Source organism: Jannaschia sp. R86511, from assembly GCF_042466345.1.
Lineage (GTDB): Bacteria > Actinomycetota > Actinomycetes > Actinomycetales > JBBAYJ01 > Aquipuribacter.
On the sequence record NZ_JAXHCD010000001.1, the window covers coordinates 992,954 to 1,011,709 of the forward strand.

At 76.3% G+C, this 18,756-nt stretch carries 14 protein-coding genes; 4 read left to right on the forward strand and 10 right to left on the reverse strand.

What is annotated here, in order from left to right; genetic code table 11:
- Window positions 1-4 precede the first annotated feature (4 nt).
- Complete coding sequence (locus tag SJY06_RS04920) at window positions 5-2,119, reverse strand: putative bifunctional diguanylate cyclase/phosphodiesterase (protein WP_380165214.1); 2,115 nt, start codon at window positions 2,117-2,119, stop codon at window positions 5-7.
- A gap of 255 nt (window positions 2,120-2,374) precedes the next feature.
- Between SJY06_RS04920 and SJY06_RS04925 the strand changes: the two genes are divergently transcribed.
- Together SJY06_RS04925 and SJY06_RS04930 are read left to right on the forward strand one after the other, a co-directional pair.
- Entirely contained in the window at window positions 2,375-4,162 is a 1,788-nt protein-coding gene (locus SJY06_RS04925) for an FAD-dependent oxidoreductase (RefSeq protein WP_380165216.1), read from the forward strand.
- Between the two features lie 55 nt (window positions 4,163-4,217).
- On the forward strand, window positions 4,218-5,264 hold the full coding sequence (locus SJY06_RS04930) for a methanogen output domain 1-containing protein (protein WP_380165218.1): 1,047 nt from the start codon (window positions 4,218-4,220) through the stop codon (window positions 5,262-5,264).
- Here SJY06_RS04930 and SJY06_RS04935 read toward each other — a convergent pair.
- Window positions 5,219-7,099: a putative bifunctional diguanylate cyclase/phosphodiesterase gene (locus SJY06_RS04935; protein ID WP_380165220.1), complete on the reverse strand. Its 1,881-nt coding sequence runs from the start codon at window positions 7,097-7,099 to the stop codon at window positions 5,219-5,221. The genes SJY06_RS04930 and SJY06_RS04935 overlap by 46 nt on opposite strands.
- Entirely contained in the window at window positions 7,027-7,740 is a 714-nt protein-coding gene (locus SJY06_RS04940; RefSeq protein ID WP_380165222.1) for a GAF domain-containing protein, read from the reverse strand. The genes SJY06_RS04935 and SJY06_RS04940 overlap by 73 nt, the downstream gene beginning before the upstream one ends.
- Before the next feature lie 409 nt (window positions 7,741-8,149).
- Here SJY06_RS04940 and SJY06_RS04945 point away from each other — a divergent pair, with 409 nt between their 5' ends.
- Both SJY06_RS04945 and SJY06_RS04950 read left to right on the forward strand, forming a co-directional pair.
- Window positions 8,150-9,127: a diguanylate cyclase domain-containing protein gene (locus SJY06_RS04945; RefSeq protein WP_380165224.1), complete on the forward strand. Its 978-nt coding sequence runs from the start codon at window positions 8,150-8,152 to the stop codon at window positions 9,125-9,127.
- An 88-nt stretch (window positions 9,128-9,215) separates the two neighbouring features.
- Entirely contained in the window at window positions 9,216-11,312 is a 2,097-nt protein-coding gene (locus tag SJY06_RS04950; protein WP_380165226.1) for an EAL domain-containing protein, read from the forward strand.
- A 25-nt stretch (window positions 11,313-11,337) separates the two neighbouring features.
- Here SJY06_RS04950 and SJY06_RS04955 read toward each other — a convergent pair whose 3' ends face one another.
- The 7 genes from SJY06_RS04955 to SJY06_RS04985 form a co-directional block, all read right to left on the reverse strand.
- A complete protein-coding gene (locus tag SJY06_RS04955; RefSeq protein ID WP_380165228.1) occupies window positions 11,338-12,396 on the reverse strand; it encodes a copper resistance D family protein in 1,059 nt (352 codons plus the stop codon).
- Window positions 12,397-12,439: 43 nt separating this feature from the next.
- Window positions 12,440-13,285, reverse strand: a complete 846-nt coding sequence (locus SJY06_RS04960; RefSeq protein ID WP_380165230.1) for an ABC transporter permease — start codon at window positions 13,283-13,285, stop codon at window positions 12,440-12,442.
- Window positions 13,278-14,216: an ABC transporter ATP-binding protein gene (locus SJY06_RS04965; protein WP_380165232.1), complete on the reverse strand. Its 939-nt coding sequence runs from the start codon at window positions 14,214-14,216 to the stop codon at window positions 13,278-13,280. The genes SJY06_RS04960 and SJY06_RS04965 overlap by 8 nt, the downstream gene beginning before the upstream one ends.
- A gap of 4 nt (window positions 14,217-14,220) precedes the next feature.
- Window positions 14,221-15,576, reverse strand: a complete 1,356-nt coding sequence (locus SJY06_RS04970; protein ID WP_380165234.1) for an outer membrane lipoprotein carrier protein LolA — start codon at window positions 15,574-15,576, stop codon at window positions 14,221-14,223.
- A 102-nt stretch (window positions 15,577-15,678) separates the two neighbouring features.
- Window positions 15,679-16,755, reverse strand: coding sequence for a hypothetical protein (locus SJY06_RS04975; RefSeq protein WP_380165236.1), 1,077 nt, complete (start codon window positions 16,753-16,755; stop codon window positions 15,679-15,681).
- Entirely contained in the window at window positions 16,755-17,495 is a 741-nt protein-coding gene (locus tag SJY06_RS04980) for a GNAT family N-acetyltransferase (RefSeq protein ID WP_380165238.1), read from the reverse strand. Before SJY06_RS04980 ends, SJY06_RS04975 begins: the two co-directional genes overlap by 1 nt.
- Before the next feature lie 165 nt (window positions 17,496-17,660).
- A complete protein-coding gene (locus SJY06_RS04985; protein ID WP_380165240.1) occupies window positions 17,661-18,752 on the reverse strand; it encodes a PHP domain-containing protein in 1,092 nt (363 codons plus the stop codon).
- Window positions 18,753-18,756: the final 4 nt, after the last annotated feature.

An 18,756-nucleotide genomic window follows, 5' to 3' on the forward strand; every position in this document is an offset into this window, starting at 1 on the left:
GGGGTCACAGCGGGGCGGGTCGGCCCAGCAGGAAGCCCTGCGCGTACCGGGCCCCGGTGGCCCGTACCAGCTCCAGCTGGTGCTCGGTCTCGACGCCCTCGACCAGGCACTCGGCGCCCACGGCCTGGGTGAGCTCCACCGCGGAGCGGAGCACCGCCACCCGCCGGGCGTCCTCCACCCCGACCAGGAAGCTGCCGTCGACCTTGACGATGTCCACGGGCAGGTCGGCCAGGTGGCTCAGGCTGGAGTAGCCCGTCCCGAAGTCGTCCACCGCCACGCGGACCCCGAGCGCGCGCAGCTCCTCCAGCTGGACCAGGACGCTGGTCCGCGAGGGCAGCATCTGCGACTCGGTGAGCTCCACGACCAGCGACCCCGGCGGCGTCGAGGTGGCCGCGAGCGCCTCGCGCACCGTGGCCACGAAGTCGCTGCGGACCAGCTGCTGCACGGCCACGTTGATCGTCACCAGGCCACCGCGACCGGCGTCGACCTCCCGGGACCGGGCCAGGGCCTCGTGCACCAGCCAGGCCCCCACCTGCACCATGCTGCCGGCGGTCTCCAGACCGGGCAGGAACGCCGTGGGGGCCAGCAGGCCGCGGCGGGGGTGCTGCCAGCGCAGCAGCACCTCGTGGCCGACGACGGCGTCGGTCAGGACGTCGACGATCGGTTGCCGGTGCAGGACGAACTGCTGCTCGGCGACGGCCGCGCGCAGGTCGTCCTCCAGCACGGCCTGGTCGAGCACGGCGCGGTGGTGCTCCTCGGTGAGCACGGTGTAGCGGGCCTTGCCGCCGCTCTTGGAGGCGTACATGGCGATGTCGGCGTTGCGCATGACCGCGTCGGCGTCGACCTCGCCGGCCGGGGCCAGGACCACGCCCGTGCTGGCCCGCAGCGACACCTGCTGGCCCTCGACGTCCATGGGCTCGGCCAGCGCCCGGGACACCCGGTCGTAGGCGCGCCGCCAGCCCTCCTCGTCCGCGCAGCCCTCGAGCACGAGGACGAACTCGTCACCACCGAGGCGGGCGACCGTGTCCTGCTCGCGCACGCTGCCGCTCAACCGGTCCGCGACCACGCGCAGCACCTCGTCGCCGAACCGGTGCCCACGCGTGTCGTTCAGCGTCTTGAACCCGTCCAGGTCGAGGAACGCGATGGTGACGGCCCCGCCGTCGCGCTGGGTGCGCTGCAGCGCGTGCTCGATCCGGTCGCGCAGCAGCACCCGGTTGGGCAGGCCGGTCAGGGCGTCGTGGGTGGCCGCGTGCAGCAGCCGCTGCTCGTCGCGCCGCTCCCGCGTGACGTCGCGGAACGTGCACAGCACGCGGTCGTGGTCGATGGCGACCAGCACGTTCTCGAACAGCCCGGGCCAGCTGCCGTCGGCCCCCACCTCGACGAGCAGGCGCTGGGTCTGCTGGGTCTCGAACGCGGTCATGGTGTCCCGGTACAGGCCGGTCTGCTCGGCCTCGGGGAAGTAGTCGCGCATGGTGCGGCCGGTGAGCTCCTCCAGCGGCCGGCCCCGGGCGCCGGCCCGGCTCATCCGGACCAGCCGGGCGTCGACGACCGCACCGTGCTCGTCGCGCTCGGCGTGCAGCAGCGCGAGGCCGTCGGGGCTTACCTCCAGCGCGGCGTCCAGCACCGACCGCTCGGCCTCGACGGCCGCCAGCAGCTCGTCGGACACCAGGGCGGCGCGGGCCTCGGCCTCGACGTCCGAGACGTGCACGACGACATGCCGCACCGGGCCGGGGGCACCGTCCTCGGCATCGTCGACGGCGCCGTTCACCGGGGGCACGAGCGTCCAGGAGAACCGGGTCCAGCGGTGCCGGCCGTCGGCGGTCAGCAGCCGGCAGGTCAGCACCCCGCGGTCGCGGCCGGACTCGCGTGCCGAGGTCTCCACCGCGATCAGCGGCCGGTCCTGCGGCACCACGAGCTCGACGACGTCCGAGCCCGGCAGGGCGTGGTCCTGCGAGCCGAGCAGGGTCCGGAAGGCGGGGTTGGCGTCGACGACCCGGCCGTCGGTGCCGACCACCAGCGTCGCGACCGGGGACAGGTCCAGGACGTGCTCCAGCAACCGCCGCCGCACGTCGGCCGACGGCCCGCCGCCCACCGCCTCGTCGGGCCGTGCCTGGTCCACGTGCACCTCAGCTCCCGCGTCGTCCCGCCGAAGGGGGTCCACCCGGCGGGGACCCAGGGTGGCCTGTCCGCGACGCCAGGGCCAGCGCGCGCACCGCGTCAGCGGACAACCGTCCGAGATGTCCGTTTGCGGCCCGCCTCCCTTGACACCCTCGCGTCGCGGTCGCATGGTTGGTCCAACATTCAAGCGACCACCAGGCGGACGTTCGTCCGGTGATCGCCCATCCCGCACGACGCGGTCGGCGATGGAGGTCCCATGAGCACGTCCCCCTCACCCACGTCCCCCTCGGACGCCCCGGCGGTCGACGTCCTCGTGGTGGGCTCCGGCCCCGCAGGCGCTTCTGCCGCGCTGTTCCTGGCGACGTACGGCGTGCCGGTCATGATGGTCACGAAGTACGGCCGGCTGTCCGACACGCCCCGGGCCCACATCACCAACCAGCGGACCATGGAGACCATGCGCGACATGGGCCTGGAGCAGACCCTGCTGCGCGAGGCCACGCCGTGGGAGTACATGGGCAACACCACGTTCTGCACCAGCCTGGCCGGCGAGGAGCTGGGCCGGGTGCTGTCCTGGGGCACCGACGTCCGCCGTCACGCCGACTACGAGCTGGCCAGCCCCACCTCGATGCTGGACGCCCCGCAGACCGTCACCGAGCCCATCCTCGTGCAGGCGGCGCAGGCCCGCGGGGCCCGGGTCCGGTTCGACACCGAGTACGTGGGTCACGTCCAGGACGACGAGGGCGTCACCACCACCGTCCGCGACCGGCTGACCGGGGTCGAGCACCAGATCCGCTCGCGGTACCTCGTCGGGGCGGACGGGGCCCGCAGCCGCGTCGCGGCCGACCTCGACCTGCCCTACGAGGGGCCCGGTGCGGTCGGTGGCGCCCTGGGCATCATCTTCGAGGCCGACCTGTCACGGTTCGTCGCCCACCGGCCGTCGGTCCTGTACTGGATGCTGCAGCCGGGCGCCGAGCGCGAGGGTGTCGGCCTGGGTGTGCTCCGCATGATCAAGCCCTGGACCGAGTGGATGCTGATGTGGGGCTACGCCGTCGCCGACGGCCCGCCCGACCTGACCGACGACTACATCCGCGAGCTGGCCGTCAACCTGGTCGGCAGCGACGACTTCGAGATGACCATCAGGTCGCGGTCGCCGTGGACCATCAACCACCAGTTCGCCACCACCATCGCCCGCGGGCGCGTGTTCTGCGCCGGCGACGCGGTGCACCGGCACCCGCCGACCAACGGGCTCGGCTCGAACACGTCGATCCAGGACTCCTACAACCTGGCCTGGAAGCTGGCCCACGTGCTGCGGGGCACGGCGTCGGAGTCCCTGCTGGACTCCTACGACGCCGAGCGGGCACCCATCGCCCGGCAGGTGGTGGAGCGGGCCAACCAGTCCATCGCCGACACCGGCCGGATCATGGCTGCGCTGGAGCTGGACGACACCTCCGACCCCGACCGGCTCACCGCGGCGCTGGAGGCGCGCAAGCAGCCGGGCCCGGCGGGGGAGAAGGTCCGCACCGCCCTGCGCGAGGCCATCGCCTACAAGTCCTACGAGTTCAACGCCCACGGCGTCGAGCACAACCAGCGCTACGCCTCCACGGCCGTGGTGCCCGACGGCACCCCCATGCCGCCCTACCGCCGCGACCCCGAGCTCTACGCCCAGGCCACCACCTGGCCCGGCGCCAAGCTGCCGCACACCTGGGTGACGCGCGACGGGCACCGCACCTCCACCCTCGACCTGGCCGGCCGCGGCGAGTTCAGCCTGTGGACCGGCATCGGGGGCGAGGCCTGGGTCGAGGCGGCCGCGCGGCTCGGCGCCGAGCGGTCGCTGCCGCTGCCCGCCGTCGTCGTCGGCCCGGGGCAGGCCTACGAGGACCCCTACGGGCTGTGGGCCGACCTGCGGGAGACCGACGACGGCGGTGTCCTGCTGGTGCGCCCCGACCTGTACGTGGCCGCCCGGCACCGCAGCGCCCCGGCCTCGCCCGAGCAGGCCGAGCAGTGGCTGCGCGACGTCCTGACCCGCGTGCTCGGCCCGGTCTGAGCTGATACCCCGCCAAACCCTCGCGCCGTACGCCGCGGTCGGGGAGGATCAGGGGATGGACTGGTACCTGCACTCCCGCGACGCGGCGTCGTCGTGGGCGCTGCGGCAGGAGATCCGCTCCTACCTGCGCCGGCACGCGGAGCCGGGCTCGGACGTGGGCGACGCCGACCTGGTCGTCGAGGAGCTGGTCGGCAACGCGGTCCGCCACGCCGGCGGTCCCGTCTGGGTGTCGCTGTCCTGGCGGGAGCTGAGCCCCACGGTGCGGGTGCTGGACCTGGGTCCGGGCTTCGACCCGGCCCTGCTGGGCGACGTCGAGGTGAGTCCCGTCCAGCGCCCGCCGGAGGAGCCCGTGCCCGGGCTGGAGGACGTCGACCCGCTCCTGCTGGCCGAGAGCGGCCGCGGGCTGTTCCTGGTCTCGCACCTGGCGCAGTCGCTGGAGGCGCACGCCCGCACGGTGGGTGGCATGTCGGTCTCCGTGGTGCTGCCGGTCAAGAAGCGGCTGGCGCTCAGCCACGACCCGCCCCGGCAGACGGCCGGGGCGCTGCCGCTGGTCGACGAGGCGAACGAGGACGGCACGTTCGGCAAGGAGTCGTTCCTGCGGGCCCTGGTGGTGCAGCTGGCCCGGACGGTCGAGTTCCAGCACGGCCCCGACGCGGCCGAGGCGGCGGTGGCGCAGGTCGGCGCCGACGTGGGCGGGCGCATGGAGGAGGGGTACCGGCAGGCCGAGGCCGTGGTCGGCCGGCTGACGCCCGAGCAGGTGGGCGACTGCTACGTACGGCTCAAGCACGCCATCGACGGCGGGTTCCGGCTCGAGCACGCCGACGCGGACCGGATCGTGCTGACCAACGACCGGTGCCCCTTCGGCGACGTGGTCAAGGCGGCGCCGTCGTTGTGCCGGATGACGTCCAGCGTCTTCGGCGGCATCGCGGCCCGCAGCTCCGACGACGGGTCCGCCGCCGTGCTCCTCGAGGAGCGCATCGCGGTCGGGGACCCCGGCTGCCGCGTGACGGTCTACCTGGGGGAGCCGCCGAGCGCCGTGCTGCCGCTGGTGCACACCTACGGCGTGTCGGACCGCTCCGGAGGGCCCGCCGACCCGTCCTGAGCCGACGCCTCGTGCGGGGTCCCGGAGCCGCGTAGCCGGTCCAGCACCACCTCCAGGCGGGCCGGGCGCGCGTACCGGAAGCCCTGCACCCGCTCCACCCCGACGGCCAGCAGGGCCTCCGCCTGGGCCTGGGTCTCCACGCCCTCCACCACGAGCGGTACCCCGAGCGCGCGGGCCAGCGCGAGCGAGGAGTGCACGGCGGCGGACCCGGCCAGCGAGGCGATCCGGGTGACGAACCCCCGGTCCAGCTTTATGCCGTCCAGCGGCAGGTCGCTCATCCGCTCCAGCGTCGACCAGCCGGTGCCGAAGTCGTCGAGGTACACCCGGACGCCGCCGGAGCGCACCTGCTGCAGCACGGTCGCCGCCATGGGCGCGTCCTGCAGCACCGCGGTCTCGGTGACCTCGACCACCAGCGCCCGGCCCGGCAGCCCGTTGCGGGCCAGCAGCCCGGCCACGCTGCCCACCAGCGACGGCTCGCAGACCTGCAGGGCGGACAGGTTGACCATGACGGGCACCTCGCGGCCGCGGCCCCACCACGTGGCCGCGTCGTGCAGCGCCCGGGCCATGACGTGCTCGCCGAGGGCGACGGCGAGCCCGGCGCCCTCGGCCACGTCGACGACCTCGACCGGGGACAGCGCCCCCAGGTCGTCGTCGGTCCAGCGCAGCAGCGCCTCGACGGAGACCACGCGGCCGTCGTCGAGGGCGTGGACGCTCTGGTACTCCAGGCGCAGCCGGCCGTCCAGGTCGAGCGGGCTGCGTCCGTCCACGGGCGTGGACAGCGCCTCCCGCAGGTTGGAGGCCAGCACGAGCCGGCGCGCCACCACGTCGTCGGCCGCGGCGTACTCGCGCACCGGTTGACCGGCCCGTCGGGCGGCGTGCACGGCCACCTCGGCCCGGCGCAGCAGCTCGGCGACGGCCGTCACGGCGCGCTCGGGGACCGGGCCCTCGCCAGGACGCGGGTCGTAGGCGGCGGTGCCGACGCTGAGGCGGGGCACCAGGGTGACCGCCCGCACGCGCACGGGGCGGGTCAGCAGCCGTTCGGCCGCGTGGGCCCAGCCCCGGGTCACGCTCTGGTCGGCGTAGCCCACCACCGAGAACTGGCCGGCGTCGACGCGGGCCAGCACCTCGCCGTCGTTGCCCGGCAGCAGGCTGCGGACCCGGCCGGCGCTGACCCGCAGCAGCTCGTCGCCGACCTCGTGGCCGAACGACTCGTTGGTCTCGCCCAGGCCGTGCAGCCGCAGCGTCGTCACCCGCAGCGCCCGGCCGGGCGCGGCGGCGACCAGGGCCTCCACCTCGTGCTCCAGGCCCGAACGGCTCAGCAGGCCCGTCAGCGGGTCGGTGCGGTGGGCCTGCTCGAGCTGGGCCTGCGCCGTCCGGACGTCGGTGATGTCGATGAGCGACACCACCCAGCCGGTCACCTCGCCACCGGCGGGGCTCACCGGCACGGCGCTGGCCCGCCACGCCTGGCCGAGCAGGTCCAGGTCGAAGCGCACCGGGTCCGTCGGGGGGCCCGACCCGGCGTGCAGCAGCCGCTCGGTCACCGCGGGGCCCAGCACGGTGTCCAGCCCGGTGCCGACCAGGTCCGCCCCGCCGAGCAGGCCGCGGCCCTCGGTGCGGCGGACGACCCCGGCCCGGTCCACCTCGAGCACCGCGACCGTCGCGTGGCTCAGCACCGAGTCCAGCCCGGCCTGCACCCGGGCCTGCGGCCGCAGGTCGCGGATGCTGCCGCTGTACCGGGTCCGGCGACCGGAGTCGCTGCGGGTCACCGACAGCTCGACGGGGACCCGTTCCCCGTCCTTGGCCAGCGCGACCACCTCCAGCCGACGGCCCACCACGACGTGCTCCCCGCCCCGGCGCACCCGGGCCAGGCCGGACTCGTGGGCGGCGCGCAGGGCCGGGGCACCAGCAGGTCACCCACGGGCCGACCGATCATGTCCGCGGTCTCCCAGCCCAGCAGCGCGGTAAGGGCCGGGTTGACCTCCAGGACCACGCCGCGGTCGTCGATGACCACCACGCCGGACAGGCTGCCGCTGACGACGTCGGCGTGCAGCCGCAGCAGGTCGTCCGCGCGCTGCCGCTCCTCCACCAGTCCGACCCGCGCCCCCAGCAGCTGGGCCAGGTCCTCCAGCGCCGCCGTCTCGGCGTGGGTCCAGCCCCGGGGGTGGCGGTCGAGCACGGAGACCGTGCCGACGACCACGTCGTCGACCCGCAGCGGCACGCCGAGGAACGACACCAGGCCGAGCTCCCGGGCGGCCCCGGACCCCAGGGTCCGCGGGTCGAGCCGCAGGTCGCGCACCGACAAGGACCGGCCGGAGGCCACCACCCAGCCGCAGGTGCCCGAGGTGGCGGGCTCCCGCCCGCCGGGCTCCAGCCCCGCGGCGCGCCCGGCGGCCGCGACCACCAGCACCTGGGTGTCGTTGACCAGGGTGACCAGGGCGACGCTCGCCCCGGTGACGGCGCGGGCCAGCCGGGCCACCCGGGCCCACTCGGGGTCCCCGACGGCGGCCGTGGCCAGGGGCGTCCTCCACCCGGCGCAGCCGGGCCGGGTCGGCCAGCGGCTGCGTCAGCGGGTGCACGCCGAGGCCCGGCCCGGGCGGCCCGGGACCTGCGTCCGCGCTGGTCGGGGGCAGGTGCGGGGGCGTGGACGGCTCGTCGTGGGCCATGTGGCTGACGTCCTCCCCCGGGCCCTGCGGGCCGACGGACGGCCCGCAGGCGGCACCCGCGGTCGCGGTTCCCCTGCCCCCGAGGCTTCAGCCTGCCCCAGGAGCGGCCGATGTGCAGCCGTACGTCCCGATTGCGGCCGCACGAGCAGCGCACGAGCAGCACACGAGCAGCACACGAGCAGAGCGGCAGCGTGACGGGCCGCCCGATTCCGGAGGTGGACGGTGGTTCCGTCAGCAGCGGTGGAGGCCGGTACCGGCCCCGACCGGTCACGGTTCGCCGACGGGGTGGCCTCGGTGCTCGGGCACCTCCGCACCCACCACCCGATGACGCTGTGGGGGGTGACCCGGGTGGAGGACGGGGCGCAGACCCACCTGCACCTGCCGGAGAACGGCTACGGCCTCCTGGTGGGCGACCGGATGCCCTGGTCGGACACGCTGTGCCGGCACATGGTGGACGGGCAGGCCCCCCGGGTGGCCCCGGACACCGCCCTGGTCCCGGCCTACCGGGACGCCCCGGCGGCCCGGGAGCTGTCGATCCAGGCCTACGCGGGGGTCCCGATCCGGGAGCCCGACGGCACGCTGTTCGGCGTGCTGTGCGGGCTGGACCGCCGGCCGCAGCCCGACCTCGACGACCTGGCCCCGCTGCTCGAGCTCCTGCGCGGGCTGCTGGGGCACCTGCTGGCCACGGAGCGGGAGCTGGAGGAGGCCGGGCGGCTGGCGGTCTCGGCCGTCGCCGGGGCCGAGACCGACGCCCTGACCGGGCTGCTCAACCGGCGGGGCTGGGACCGGGCCGTCGCCCGGGCGCAGCGCCGGCTGACCGGCCTCGGCGACCCCTCGGTCGTGGTGGTGGCCGACCTGGACGGGTTCAAGCGCGTCAACGACGAGCTGGGCCACGGCGGCGGCGACCGGCACCTCGTCCGCGCCGCGGCCGCGCTGCGGGCCGCCGCCCGACCGCAGGACGCGGTCGCCCGCCTGGGCGGTGACGAGTTCGGCGTGCTGCTCACCGGCTTCCCCGGCACCGGTGCCGCGGCCCAGGTGGCGGTGCTGTCCGAGGCGCTGGCCGCGGTCGGGGTGCCGGCGTCCTTCGGCTGCTCGGCGGTGCGGGTCGGTGGCGACCTGGTGACGGCGCTCGCCCTGGCGGACTCCGCGATGTACGCCCACAAGCGCGGCCGCCGGGCCGCCCCCGCCGGTGCGTCCTGAGGCGCATGGGGAGGGGACGGGGCGTGACCGGCCGGCCGGCCGGTCGGCGACCGGGTGCGCCACCTCCCCGGCTGGCACCATGTCCGTCATGCCGCGTCAGGCGCCCGGCCCCCCCACCCCGTCCACCGGGCTCCGGGACGCCGTGCTCGACGCCCTGACCGGCCTGCCGGGTCGCGCGGGGCTCGACGGGCTCGACGGCGACGCCGAAGCCGTCGTCCACGTCGACCTCGACCGCTTCGCCGACGTCAACGCCCAGCACGGCTACCCCGTGGGCGACGCCGTGCTCGTGCAGTTCGCCGACCGGCTGCGCGCGCTCAGCGGACCGGACGACACGGTGCTGCGCCTGGGCGCGGACGAGTTCGCCCTGCTGCTGCACCGCTGCCCGTCGGTGGAGTCCGCCCGGAGCCTGGCCGAGCGGGTGGTCGACCGGGCCGCCGCGCCGTTCGTCGTGCGCCTGCCCGGTCGCCCCGAGGTCGAGGTCCGTCTCGGGGCCTCGGTCGGGCTCGCCCGACGCGCCGACGACGGCCCCTCGACCGGGGGGATGCAGGACGCGCGGGCGCAGGAGGCCCCGTCCGACGAGGTCGTCGAGCTGCTGCGCGAGGCCGACCGGGCCATGCGCCGCGCCAAGTCCGGCGGTCGGGGGACGGTGCGCGGACCCGAGCCGCGCCCGGCCGCCGGTCGGCCGGGCCGGCGCTCGCCGCACGTCGTGGAACGGCGGCTGCGGGTCGCCCTGGACCGGGGTGACCTGCAGGTGCACTTCCAGCCCGTCGTGTCGCTGCCCGACGGTCGCGTGGTCTCGCACGAGGCGCTGGCCCGCTGGACCGACGCCGAGCTCGGCCCGGTGCCCCCGGACGAGTTCATCCCCGTGGCCGAGCGCGGCGGCATGATCACCGACCTGGGGCTGTGGGTGCTGCGGCACGCCTGCGAGGCGGCCCAGGGCTGGCCGGCGGGGCCGCAGGGCGAGGAGGCGCCCGCCGTCGCGGTTAACGTCTCCGCCGTCCAGCTCACCGAGCGCCGGTTCGCCGACGACGTCCTGGAGGTGCTGCGCCGGACCGGTCTGCCCGCCCGGCGGCTCTGCCTGGAGATCACCGAGACGGCCGACCTGGCCGACCTCGACCTGGCCGTGGAGGTGCTGGCCCGGGTGCGCGCGGCGGGCGTCCGCACGGCCCTCGACGACTTCGGCACGGGCCGGTCCGCGTTGTCGGCCATGCGGCTGCTGCCGCTGGACGTGGTCAAGATCGACCGGGGGTTCGTCACCGGGCTGGCCCGGGACGCCACCGACGCCGTGCTGGTGCGCGGGCTCGTCGACGCCGCCCACCACCTGGGCCTGGAGGTGTGCGCCGAGGGGGTGGAGGAGCTCGACCAGGCGCTGGCCCTGGTCGGCCTCGGGGTGGACCGAGCCCAGGGCTGGCTGTTCGGCCGGCCGACGCCGCAGGCCTGCTCGGCCACGGCCCGGGCCGTCGAGGGCGTGGTGGGGGTCGTCGACTCCGTGGACGAGTTCACCGTCGTGGTCGACGCGGACCGCCGGGTGCGCTTCGCGTCCTCGGGGGCGCGGTCGGTGCTCGGGGAGGCCGTCCCCATGGGGCCGTCGGCGATCCGGCTCGTGCACCCCGACCACCGGGCGGAGTTCACGGCCCTGGTGGCCGACGCGCTCCCGGGCCGCAGCACGGAGGCCACGCTGCGCACCGCCGACGACGCGGTCAGGGGCGCCCGCTGGATCCGGGTCAGGGCGCAGGCCTTCCGGCGGCCCGGCGCGGTCGGGCAGGAGGTCGTCCTGACGGTGCGGGACGTGCACGACCGGGTCTCGGCCGAGACCGACGCGGCCGTGCTGGACCACGTGCTGCGCGCGGCCATCGACGTCGCCCCGGTGGCCATCGCGGTGTCCGACCTCGACGGGCGGCTGCTCCGGTCCAACGCCGCGTTCGCGTCGATGCTGGGCCGGCCCATCGACGGTCCCGACGGGGTCGTCGGCCGGTTCGTCGCCGACCTCACGCACCCCGACGACCGCGGCCAGGACGACGACAACCTGGGGCAGGTGCGCACGGGCGAGCGGCACCAGGTGGTGCACAAGCGGTACCTGCACGCCGACGGCACGGCGGTGCCGGCGGTCTGCGAGGTGCTGGTGGTGACCGCACCGTCCGGGCTGCCGGTGGCCCTGGTGGCGCACGCCCGGCCGCGCGGCTGAGCCCGGCGCGCGGCTGCGACGGCCCTCAGCCCAGTGGCGGTGACGTGCGCGCGAGGACCACGGCCGCGGCCACGGTCAGCACCATGACGGCCAGCTCCGCGACCACCAGCCGGGCGAACGCGCTCCGCCCCGCCCCCGTCGTCATGGCCTCGATGCTGCGGCGTCGGTGCCACCAGCCGAAGCCGACCAGGACCGCCAGCAGGAGCGCCTTGGCCAGCAGCAGCAGTCCGTAGGCGGACCCGAGCAGGTCGGCCACCGAGGACACCCGCAGCGACCCGTTGAGCAGCCCGGACACCCCGATGACGACCACGCACCACAGCGCCAGCGTGCTGAACGACGTCACGGTAGGCACCGCCGTTCCCGCCCGGACCCGCGGGTCGGCGAGCACGAGCACCGCCAGCACCGCCAGGCCGCCGATCCACAGCGCCCCGGCCACCAGGTGGACCGAGACGCTGGCCACGGCCAGCTCGTGGTCCTCGGCCGAGGCCGAGTGCCCGACGAACGCCGGCGGCACGAGGGCGCCGGCGGCCAGGACCAGCAGGCTGCGCTGGACCAGGGGGCCGGCGGCCACCTCCAGCCGGGAGGCGACCGCGAGCACGACCCCGGCCAGCACCACCAGCAGCAGCGCCCGCGCCTGCGGCAGGGACACGAACGCGCCCTGCACCTGCGCCGTCAGGACCGACGGCAGGGGTCGGCCCGACAGGTCGGAGGCCGTCAGCAGGTACACCGCGAGCGTGACGAGCGCCCAGCCGGAGGCGACCGGACCGAGCAGGCGGCGGGCGCGGGCCCGCAGGTCGGTCTCACCGGCGCCGGAGGCGATGGCGGCCACCAGCGTGCAGCCGACCGTCAGCACGCCCAGCACGTCCTGCAGGTAGCGCGCCAGCGGCAGCCCGGCGGTCGTGGCCGGACCGGGGTCGGCCAGCGTGGTCGGGGCGGCCCCGCCCGTGAGCGCCAGCAGCCCGAGGGTGACGACCGCCCCGGCCACCACCAGCAGCAGACCGGTCGTGAGCAGCGCCGCAGGCTCGGGGCCGGTGCCGCGCGCCCCGGCGGGGGCCGGGCCGGCGCTGCGGTCGGGTCTGCTCATGGTGGGTCCGAGTATGACCGATGGGGCGGCCGGGCAACCGCCGTCAGCTGAGGACGTCCTTGGTCGTGAACCGGGCCCAGGCCAGGGCGGAGAAGACGACGACGTAGCCCGCCTGCAGGACGGCGTTCAGGCGGAACGACTGCCACGCCACCGGGTCGCGGAGCACGTCGGCCACGTCGAACCAGCGGTAGGTCAGCAGCCACGGGTGCAGCCAGTCGATCTGGGGGATCTGGCCGAGCACCTGGGCGACGACGGCCAGGGTGACGGTCGCGGCCATCGCGCCGACCGGCACGTCGGTCAGCGTGGAGATGAACAGCCCCACCGAGGCCAGGCCGACCAACGACACCGTGACGTAGCCGGCGGCCAGCAGGGCCCGGCCGAACGACTCCCACGGCGTGATCACCCCGCCGGACAGCACGGCGACGTCCTGCGCGCCGAACAGCGCCAGGCCCACCAGCGCGCCGACGCCGACGACGGTCAGGGTGGCCGCGGCGCAGAACACCACCACCCCGGCGAGCTTGACCACCAGCAGGCGGCTGCGACCGGCCGGGCTCAGCAGCAGGTAGCGCAGCGTGCCCTGGCCGGCCTCGCCGGCCACGGTGTCGCCGGCCACCACGCCCACGGCCAGCGGCAGGAACAGCGGGACGCAGATGACCAGGGCGGTGATGCCGACGAACAGGCCGTTCTGCGTCACCCGGTCCAGGAACGGTGGCCCCTCGCCGGCGCCCGGTGCCTCGAAGAACCGGACCGCCAGCGCGATCAGCAGCGGAACGGCGGCCAGCACCCCCAGGATCGCGAGGTGGCGCCAGCGGCGGAACATGATCTGCAGCTCGCTGGCCAGCAGCGACGAGAACGGGGCCGGCCGGCCCCGTGCGGCGGTGTCAGGCAACGACCTCGAACCCCTCCCCGGTCAGCGCGACGAAGCGGTCCTCCAGGCTGTCGCGCCGGACCTCGACCCCCTGCACCCGCACCCCGGCCGCAACCAGCGCGGTCACCAGGTCCTCCACCGGCGGCGGCGGGTCCGGCAGCACGGCCCGCAGCGTGGCGCTGCCGTCGGGCCGGGCGTCGAGCCCGGCCCCGGCCAGCGTCCGCCGCGCGTCCTCGTGGTCGGGCGTGCGCAGCAGGAGCACCTGCTCGCCGCCGGCGCCCAGCTCGGCCAGCGTGCCCTGCGCCACCAGTCGGCCGCCGCTCATCACGCCGACGTGCGAGCAGACCTGCTCGATCTCGGCCAGCAGGTGGCTGGAGACCACCAGGGTGGTGCCGTCGGCGGCCAGCGAGCGGACCAACCCGCGCACCTCGCGCGTGCCCTGCGGGTCCAGGCCGTTGGTGGGCTCGTCGAGGACGAGCAGGTCGCGGGGGCGCAGCAGCGCCGCGGCGATGCCCAGGCGCTGCTTCATGCCCAGCGAGTACGCCTTGACGCGCTTGCCACCGGCGTTGGTCAGCCCGACCCGCTCGACCGCCTCGCCGATCCGGGTCCGCCGGGTGCGCGCATCGGCGTCGCGGTCGGCGGCGTCGAGGCGGGCCAGGTTGGCCGGCCCCGACAGCCACGGGTAGAACGCGGGCCCCTCGACCAGGGCGCCCACCCGGGGCAGCACGGTCCGCCAGCCCGACGGCATCGGGTGGCCCAGCAGCTCGACCTCACCGGACGTCGGGGCGGCCAGGCCCAGCAGCACGCGGATGGTGGACGTCTTGCCCGAGCCGTTGGGACCGAGGAAGCCGTACACCGCGCCCACCGGTACCGCCAGGTCGACGTCGGCGACGGCGACCTGGCGGCCGTAGGTCTTGCGGAGGCCTCGCGTGCGGACCGCGAGGTCGACCACCCGATCAGCCCGCGTAGGACTGCAGCGTGGCGGCGTCGACCGGGCCGACGAGCAGCCGGCCGTCGTCGGTCAGCAGGACGGTCAGCAGGGCGGTGCTGAACACCCGACCGCCGTCGACCTCGGTGGTGAGCTGCTCGAGCATCGCGGTGGGGTTCAGGTCCTGCGCGTCGCCCTCGGCGAACGGGTTGCCCTCGTCCCCGGTCGGCGCGGCGGACTCCTCGGTGGTGGCCGTCTCGGCGGCCTCGGTGCGGGCCTGGTCGGCGGCGGCGGTCAGCTCCTCCACGGGCAGCTCGAGCTCGACCGCGGTGGACCAGCCCTCGCCGTGGACGACGGGCTCGGCCACGTCGGGCCGATCGCCTTCGGTGGCCCCGGGGGCCGTGCCCGGCTCGTCGGCGTCCTGCTCCGCCTGCGCGGCCGCGTCCTCGGCGGCCTCCAGCGCGTCGACGACCGTGGTGCCGGGGGGCGGGGAGAACGCGAAGACGTCGGCGTCGGGGGCGGTCAGGTCCAGGTCGGTGAACCCGGTGACGAACGCCGGGTCGGCCTGGTCGCGGGCGCCGACCTCGACCTGCAGGACCAGGCCGGTCTCGGCGTCGACCGCCACCTCGACCGTGCCGACCAGGGTGGCGTCGTCGCGCGGCGTGGCGGTCAGCGTGTAGGCGTCCCGGCCGGCCACGACCTGCGCGTCGCCCACGGCGACCTCGGTGGTCTGGTCCGCGTCGGCCAGCAGGGTGCGGGCCAGCTCGGTCGGGGTCAGGTCGGCGTAGGGCGAGTCCTGCGCCTCGGCCCGGGCGGCCTCCGCCTCGGCCTTCGCGGCCTCGAGCTCACGGGCCAGCTCGGCGGCCTTCTCGGGGTCGGCCTGCTCGAGGTCGGCCTGCGCCTGGGCCAGGGCGGTCTCGGCGCGCTCGGCGATGGCGGTCAGGTCGTAGCGCGTGGCGGTGTCGTCGGCGGAGGAGTAGGTCCACACCTCGTCGCCGTCGCGGACCACGTCCAGCTCGGCGAAGTCGTCCAGCAGCGAGACCCGCTGCTGCTCGGGTCCGCCGACCCACACCCGTAGCTGGTTCTCGCCGCTGGCCAGGCGCATGAGCACCGACGCGGGGTCGGTGCCCTGGGCCTCGGCCTCGGGACCGCCGGCGCCCCCGGCCAGCGCCCCCAGGTCCGGCAGGCCCAGGTCCGCCACGGTCCGGACGGTGCCGGAGAACGGCGTGGGCTCGGCGTCGTGGACGCGCACGAGCAGCTCCTCGGCCGAGACCTCGGGCAGGTCGGGCGTGGCGTCGGAGGCGGCGGACGCGGCGACCCCGCCTCCCACCACGACGGCGGTGACGGCGACGGGGACGATCCAGCGGGCGTTGACAGCGGCCATGGACCTACGGTACGTCGCCGGTGCCGGCGCCACGCGGGGGGTACCCCCCGGACCTGGCGTCGGGCCCGCACCCCGGCCCGAAGGTCGGGCCGGGCGGCGCCGTCAGACCCGGCGGTCGGGCGGCAGCGGGAACCCCAGGTGGACGTGGTCCTGGTGGACCCGGTCGGTGAAGTAGCGAGCGGTCGGCTGCAGCTCCTCCGGCCCGCCGATGTCGGTGGCCCCGGCCTCCAGGGCCGCCTCCATGAACGCCCGCCAGGGCGAGGAGTCCTGGTCGATGACGGGGACCCCGTCCAGCGACCACACGTCCACGGCCCGGCCCACGGTGTGCGCCGACGGGCGCGTGGTGGCGAACACGTTGACCGGGTGGGCGGAGTAGAAGACGTGGACGCCGATCTGCCAGGTGCCGGCCAGCTCGATGAGCGCCTCGGCCACCGACGCGTGCACCACGCCCGAGCGCAGGTCGGCCCGGGCGATGCCGGGGATGGTGACCCGCTCGTCGTCGAGCAGGGCCTCGATCGCCGGGTCCAGGGGCGGCAGCGGCGGGTCGGGGAAGGCCGGCTGGACCGACGTGACGACCCAGCGGCCCTCACGCTCGGTGAGCCGGACGTCGGCTGCGAACGAGCGCCGCACCAGCTCGCCGTCGGCGTCCAGCAGCAGCTGGGTCCCGACCACCATCTGGCTGGCGCGGGTCTCGGCCGGGTTGAGGCCGCCGTACTGGGAGTAGGAGATGGCCAGGGCGGCGGGTCCGCTCCCCGGGAGCAGGCCCAGCAGGGGGCGGGCCACCTCGGGGTCCTGGCCGGTCGGCTCCAGGCGCCGGGCGAGCGCGTCGTCGTCACGGCCGTCGTCGTCGAACGACATGGCGGCGACCAGCAGGTCGACGGCCGCCTGCTTGCACTCCGGCAGCACCTCGCCGGCGGGCGGGCGCCACGGCTCGGGCCGCTCGGGCAGCGTGGGGACCGGGGCCGCCGAGGGCGGCGGCGGGGTGACGGTGACCGTGGTGGTCGGCCCGGGCGAGGCGGGGGTCGTCACGGTCGCCGGGGCGGCACCGGTCACCGAGGACGGTGCGACGGAGCACGCGGCCAGGCCACCGCCCCCGGCGGCGGCCGCGGCCAGCAGCAGCCCGCGCCGGGTCCAGCGCCCCGCCGCGTCGTCACGCTCGGGGCGGTCGGTCCCCGCCACTACGAACCCGCGGCCGGTGCGTCGAGGTCGAGCCGGTACTCGGCGACCCAGCGGCCGTCCCGGTGCCGCCGGACGCCCTCGCGGCGCCAGCCGAGCCGCTCGTACATCGCGGCGGCCCCGCTGACGGGGGCCCCCGAGGCGGGGTCGGCCACGTCCGTCACCAGCGCGACGTGGTCGGCGCGGGCCCGGCGGGCGGCGTCGGCGACGGTGTCGAGCAGGGCCCGGGCGCAGCCCTGGCCGCGCGCCGCCTCGCTGGTCACCACGGCATGCACCACGGCCACCCGCACCCGCCGCTCCGGTCGGTCGCGGGGCGGCTGACCCGGCTGGGCGCCCGTGCGGCCCGCGCCGCGGCCGGGCAGCAGGTGGCGGGCGTAGGCCCGGACCCGGGTGCGCAGGAACCGGACCAGCACCACCGGTCGGGTCAGCAGGCCCAGCGCCCCCCGCCACATCAGCGACCAGCGGTGACGGCGGAGCGTGTGGTGCAGGTACAGCCGCTGGTCCAGCGTGGCCAGCACGAACGCCACCACCTCGCCGTGGTGCACGACGGCCAGCCCGGTCGCGGCGGGCGTGTCCAGGAAGGTGGCGTGCCAGTAGCGCAGGAACCGGGGCCCGAGGCGGGGGAACAGCCCGTTGGGCAGCAGGCCCCGGTGCAGCCGGGCGGTCGTCACCGTGTCCACCGGGCGGAGCCGCCGCAGCAGGTACCCCGGCGGCAGCGTGGCGGTGGGCAGGTGCGTGGTCATCACGCGTCACGGTACGCCAGGACCCTGAGGATCCGGTCACAGCACGCATCGAATGTTGGACGTTGCGTGCCCACACGGGCCGACCGAGCGGTGAGCCGCCGCCGGCGGGTCGGTGCTCGCGGGTCGGTGCTCGCGGGTCGGTGCTCGCGGGTCGGTGCTCGCGGGTCAGTGCGCGCGGGTCCTCGCCAGCAGCCGGTCCACGTCCCAGGTGTTGACGACCCGCTCCGCGCTGACGCCCGCCCGCTCCACGCGCTCGCAGCCGAGCACCTGCCAGTCCAGCTGGCCGGGGGCGTGGGCGTCGGAGTCCACCGAGAACTCGCAGCCGGCGGCGTCGGCCACCGCGAGCAGGGCCATGGGCGGGTCGAGCCGCTCCGGCCGGGCGTTGACCTCCACGACCGTGCCGTGCTCGGCGCAGGCGGCGAGCACGGCGGCCGCGTCGAACGTCGAGGGCGGTCGCTCCTTGCTGCCCCGGCTGGCCCCGGGAGAGTCGGGGTTCCGCCCGCCCAGCAGCCGGCCCGTGCAGTGGCCGAGCACGTCGACCAGCGGGTCGGACACCGCCGCCAGCAGCCGGCGCGTCATGGCGGGGGAGTCCATCCGCAGCTTCGAGTGCACCGAGGCGACCACCACGTCGAGGCGCGCCAGCAGGTCGCGGTCCTGGTCCAGGCTGCCGTCGTCCAGGACGTCCACCTCGATGCCGCTCAGCACGCGCAGGTCCACGCCGTCGGCGTCCAGCTCTTCCTGCACGGTCGCGACCAGGTCCAGCTGGGCCAGCAGCCGCTGCACCGACAGGCCGTTGGCCACCCGCAGCCGGGGGGAGTGGTCGGTGACGGCCAGGTAGCGGTGGCCGAGCGAGGCCGCGGTGCGAGCCATCGTGGCCAGGTCGCTACCGCCGTCGCTGGCGTCGGTGTGGCTGTGCAGGTCACCCTGCAGCGCCGCGCGCAGGTCGGCGCCGCCGGCGACCAGCGGGCCGGCCAGGTCCTCGAGGTTGTCGCGGTAGGCCGAGCGGCCGTGCTCGACGACCTCGCCGACGACCTGGGCCGTGCGCTCGCCGATGCCGGGCAGCTCCCGCAGCGTGCCCTCGCCCGCCCGTCGGGCCACCTCACCGGGCGGCAGGCCCGCGACGACGGCCAGCGCGCGGCGGAAGGCCTGCACGCGCGGGGTGGCCGCGGCCGCCCGCTCGAGCAGGAACGCGATCCGGCCCAGCTCGCCGACCACGGCCGCCTCGGTCGGGGGGCGGGCGGCCTCGCGCGCCGGCACGGCC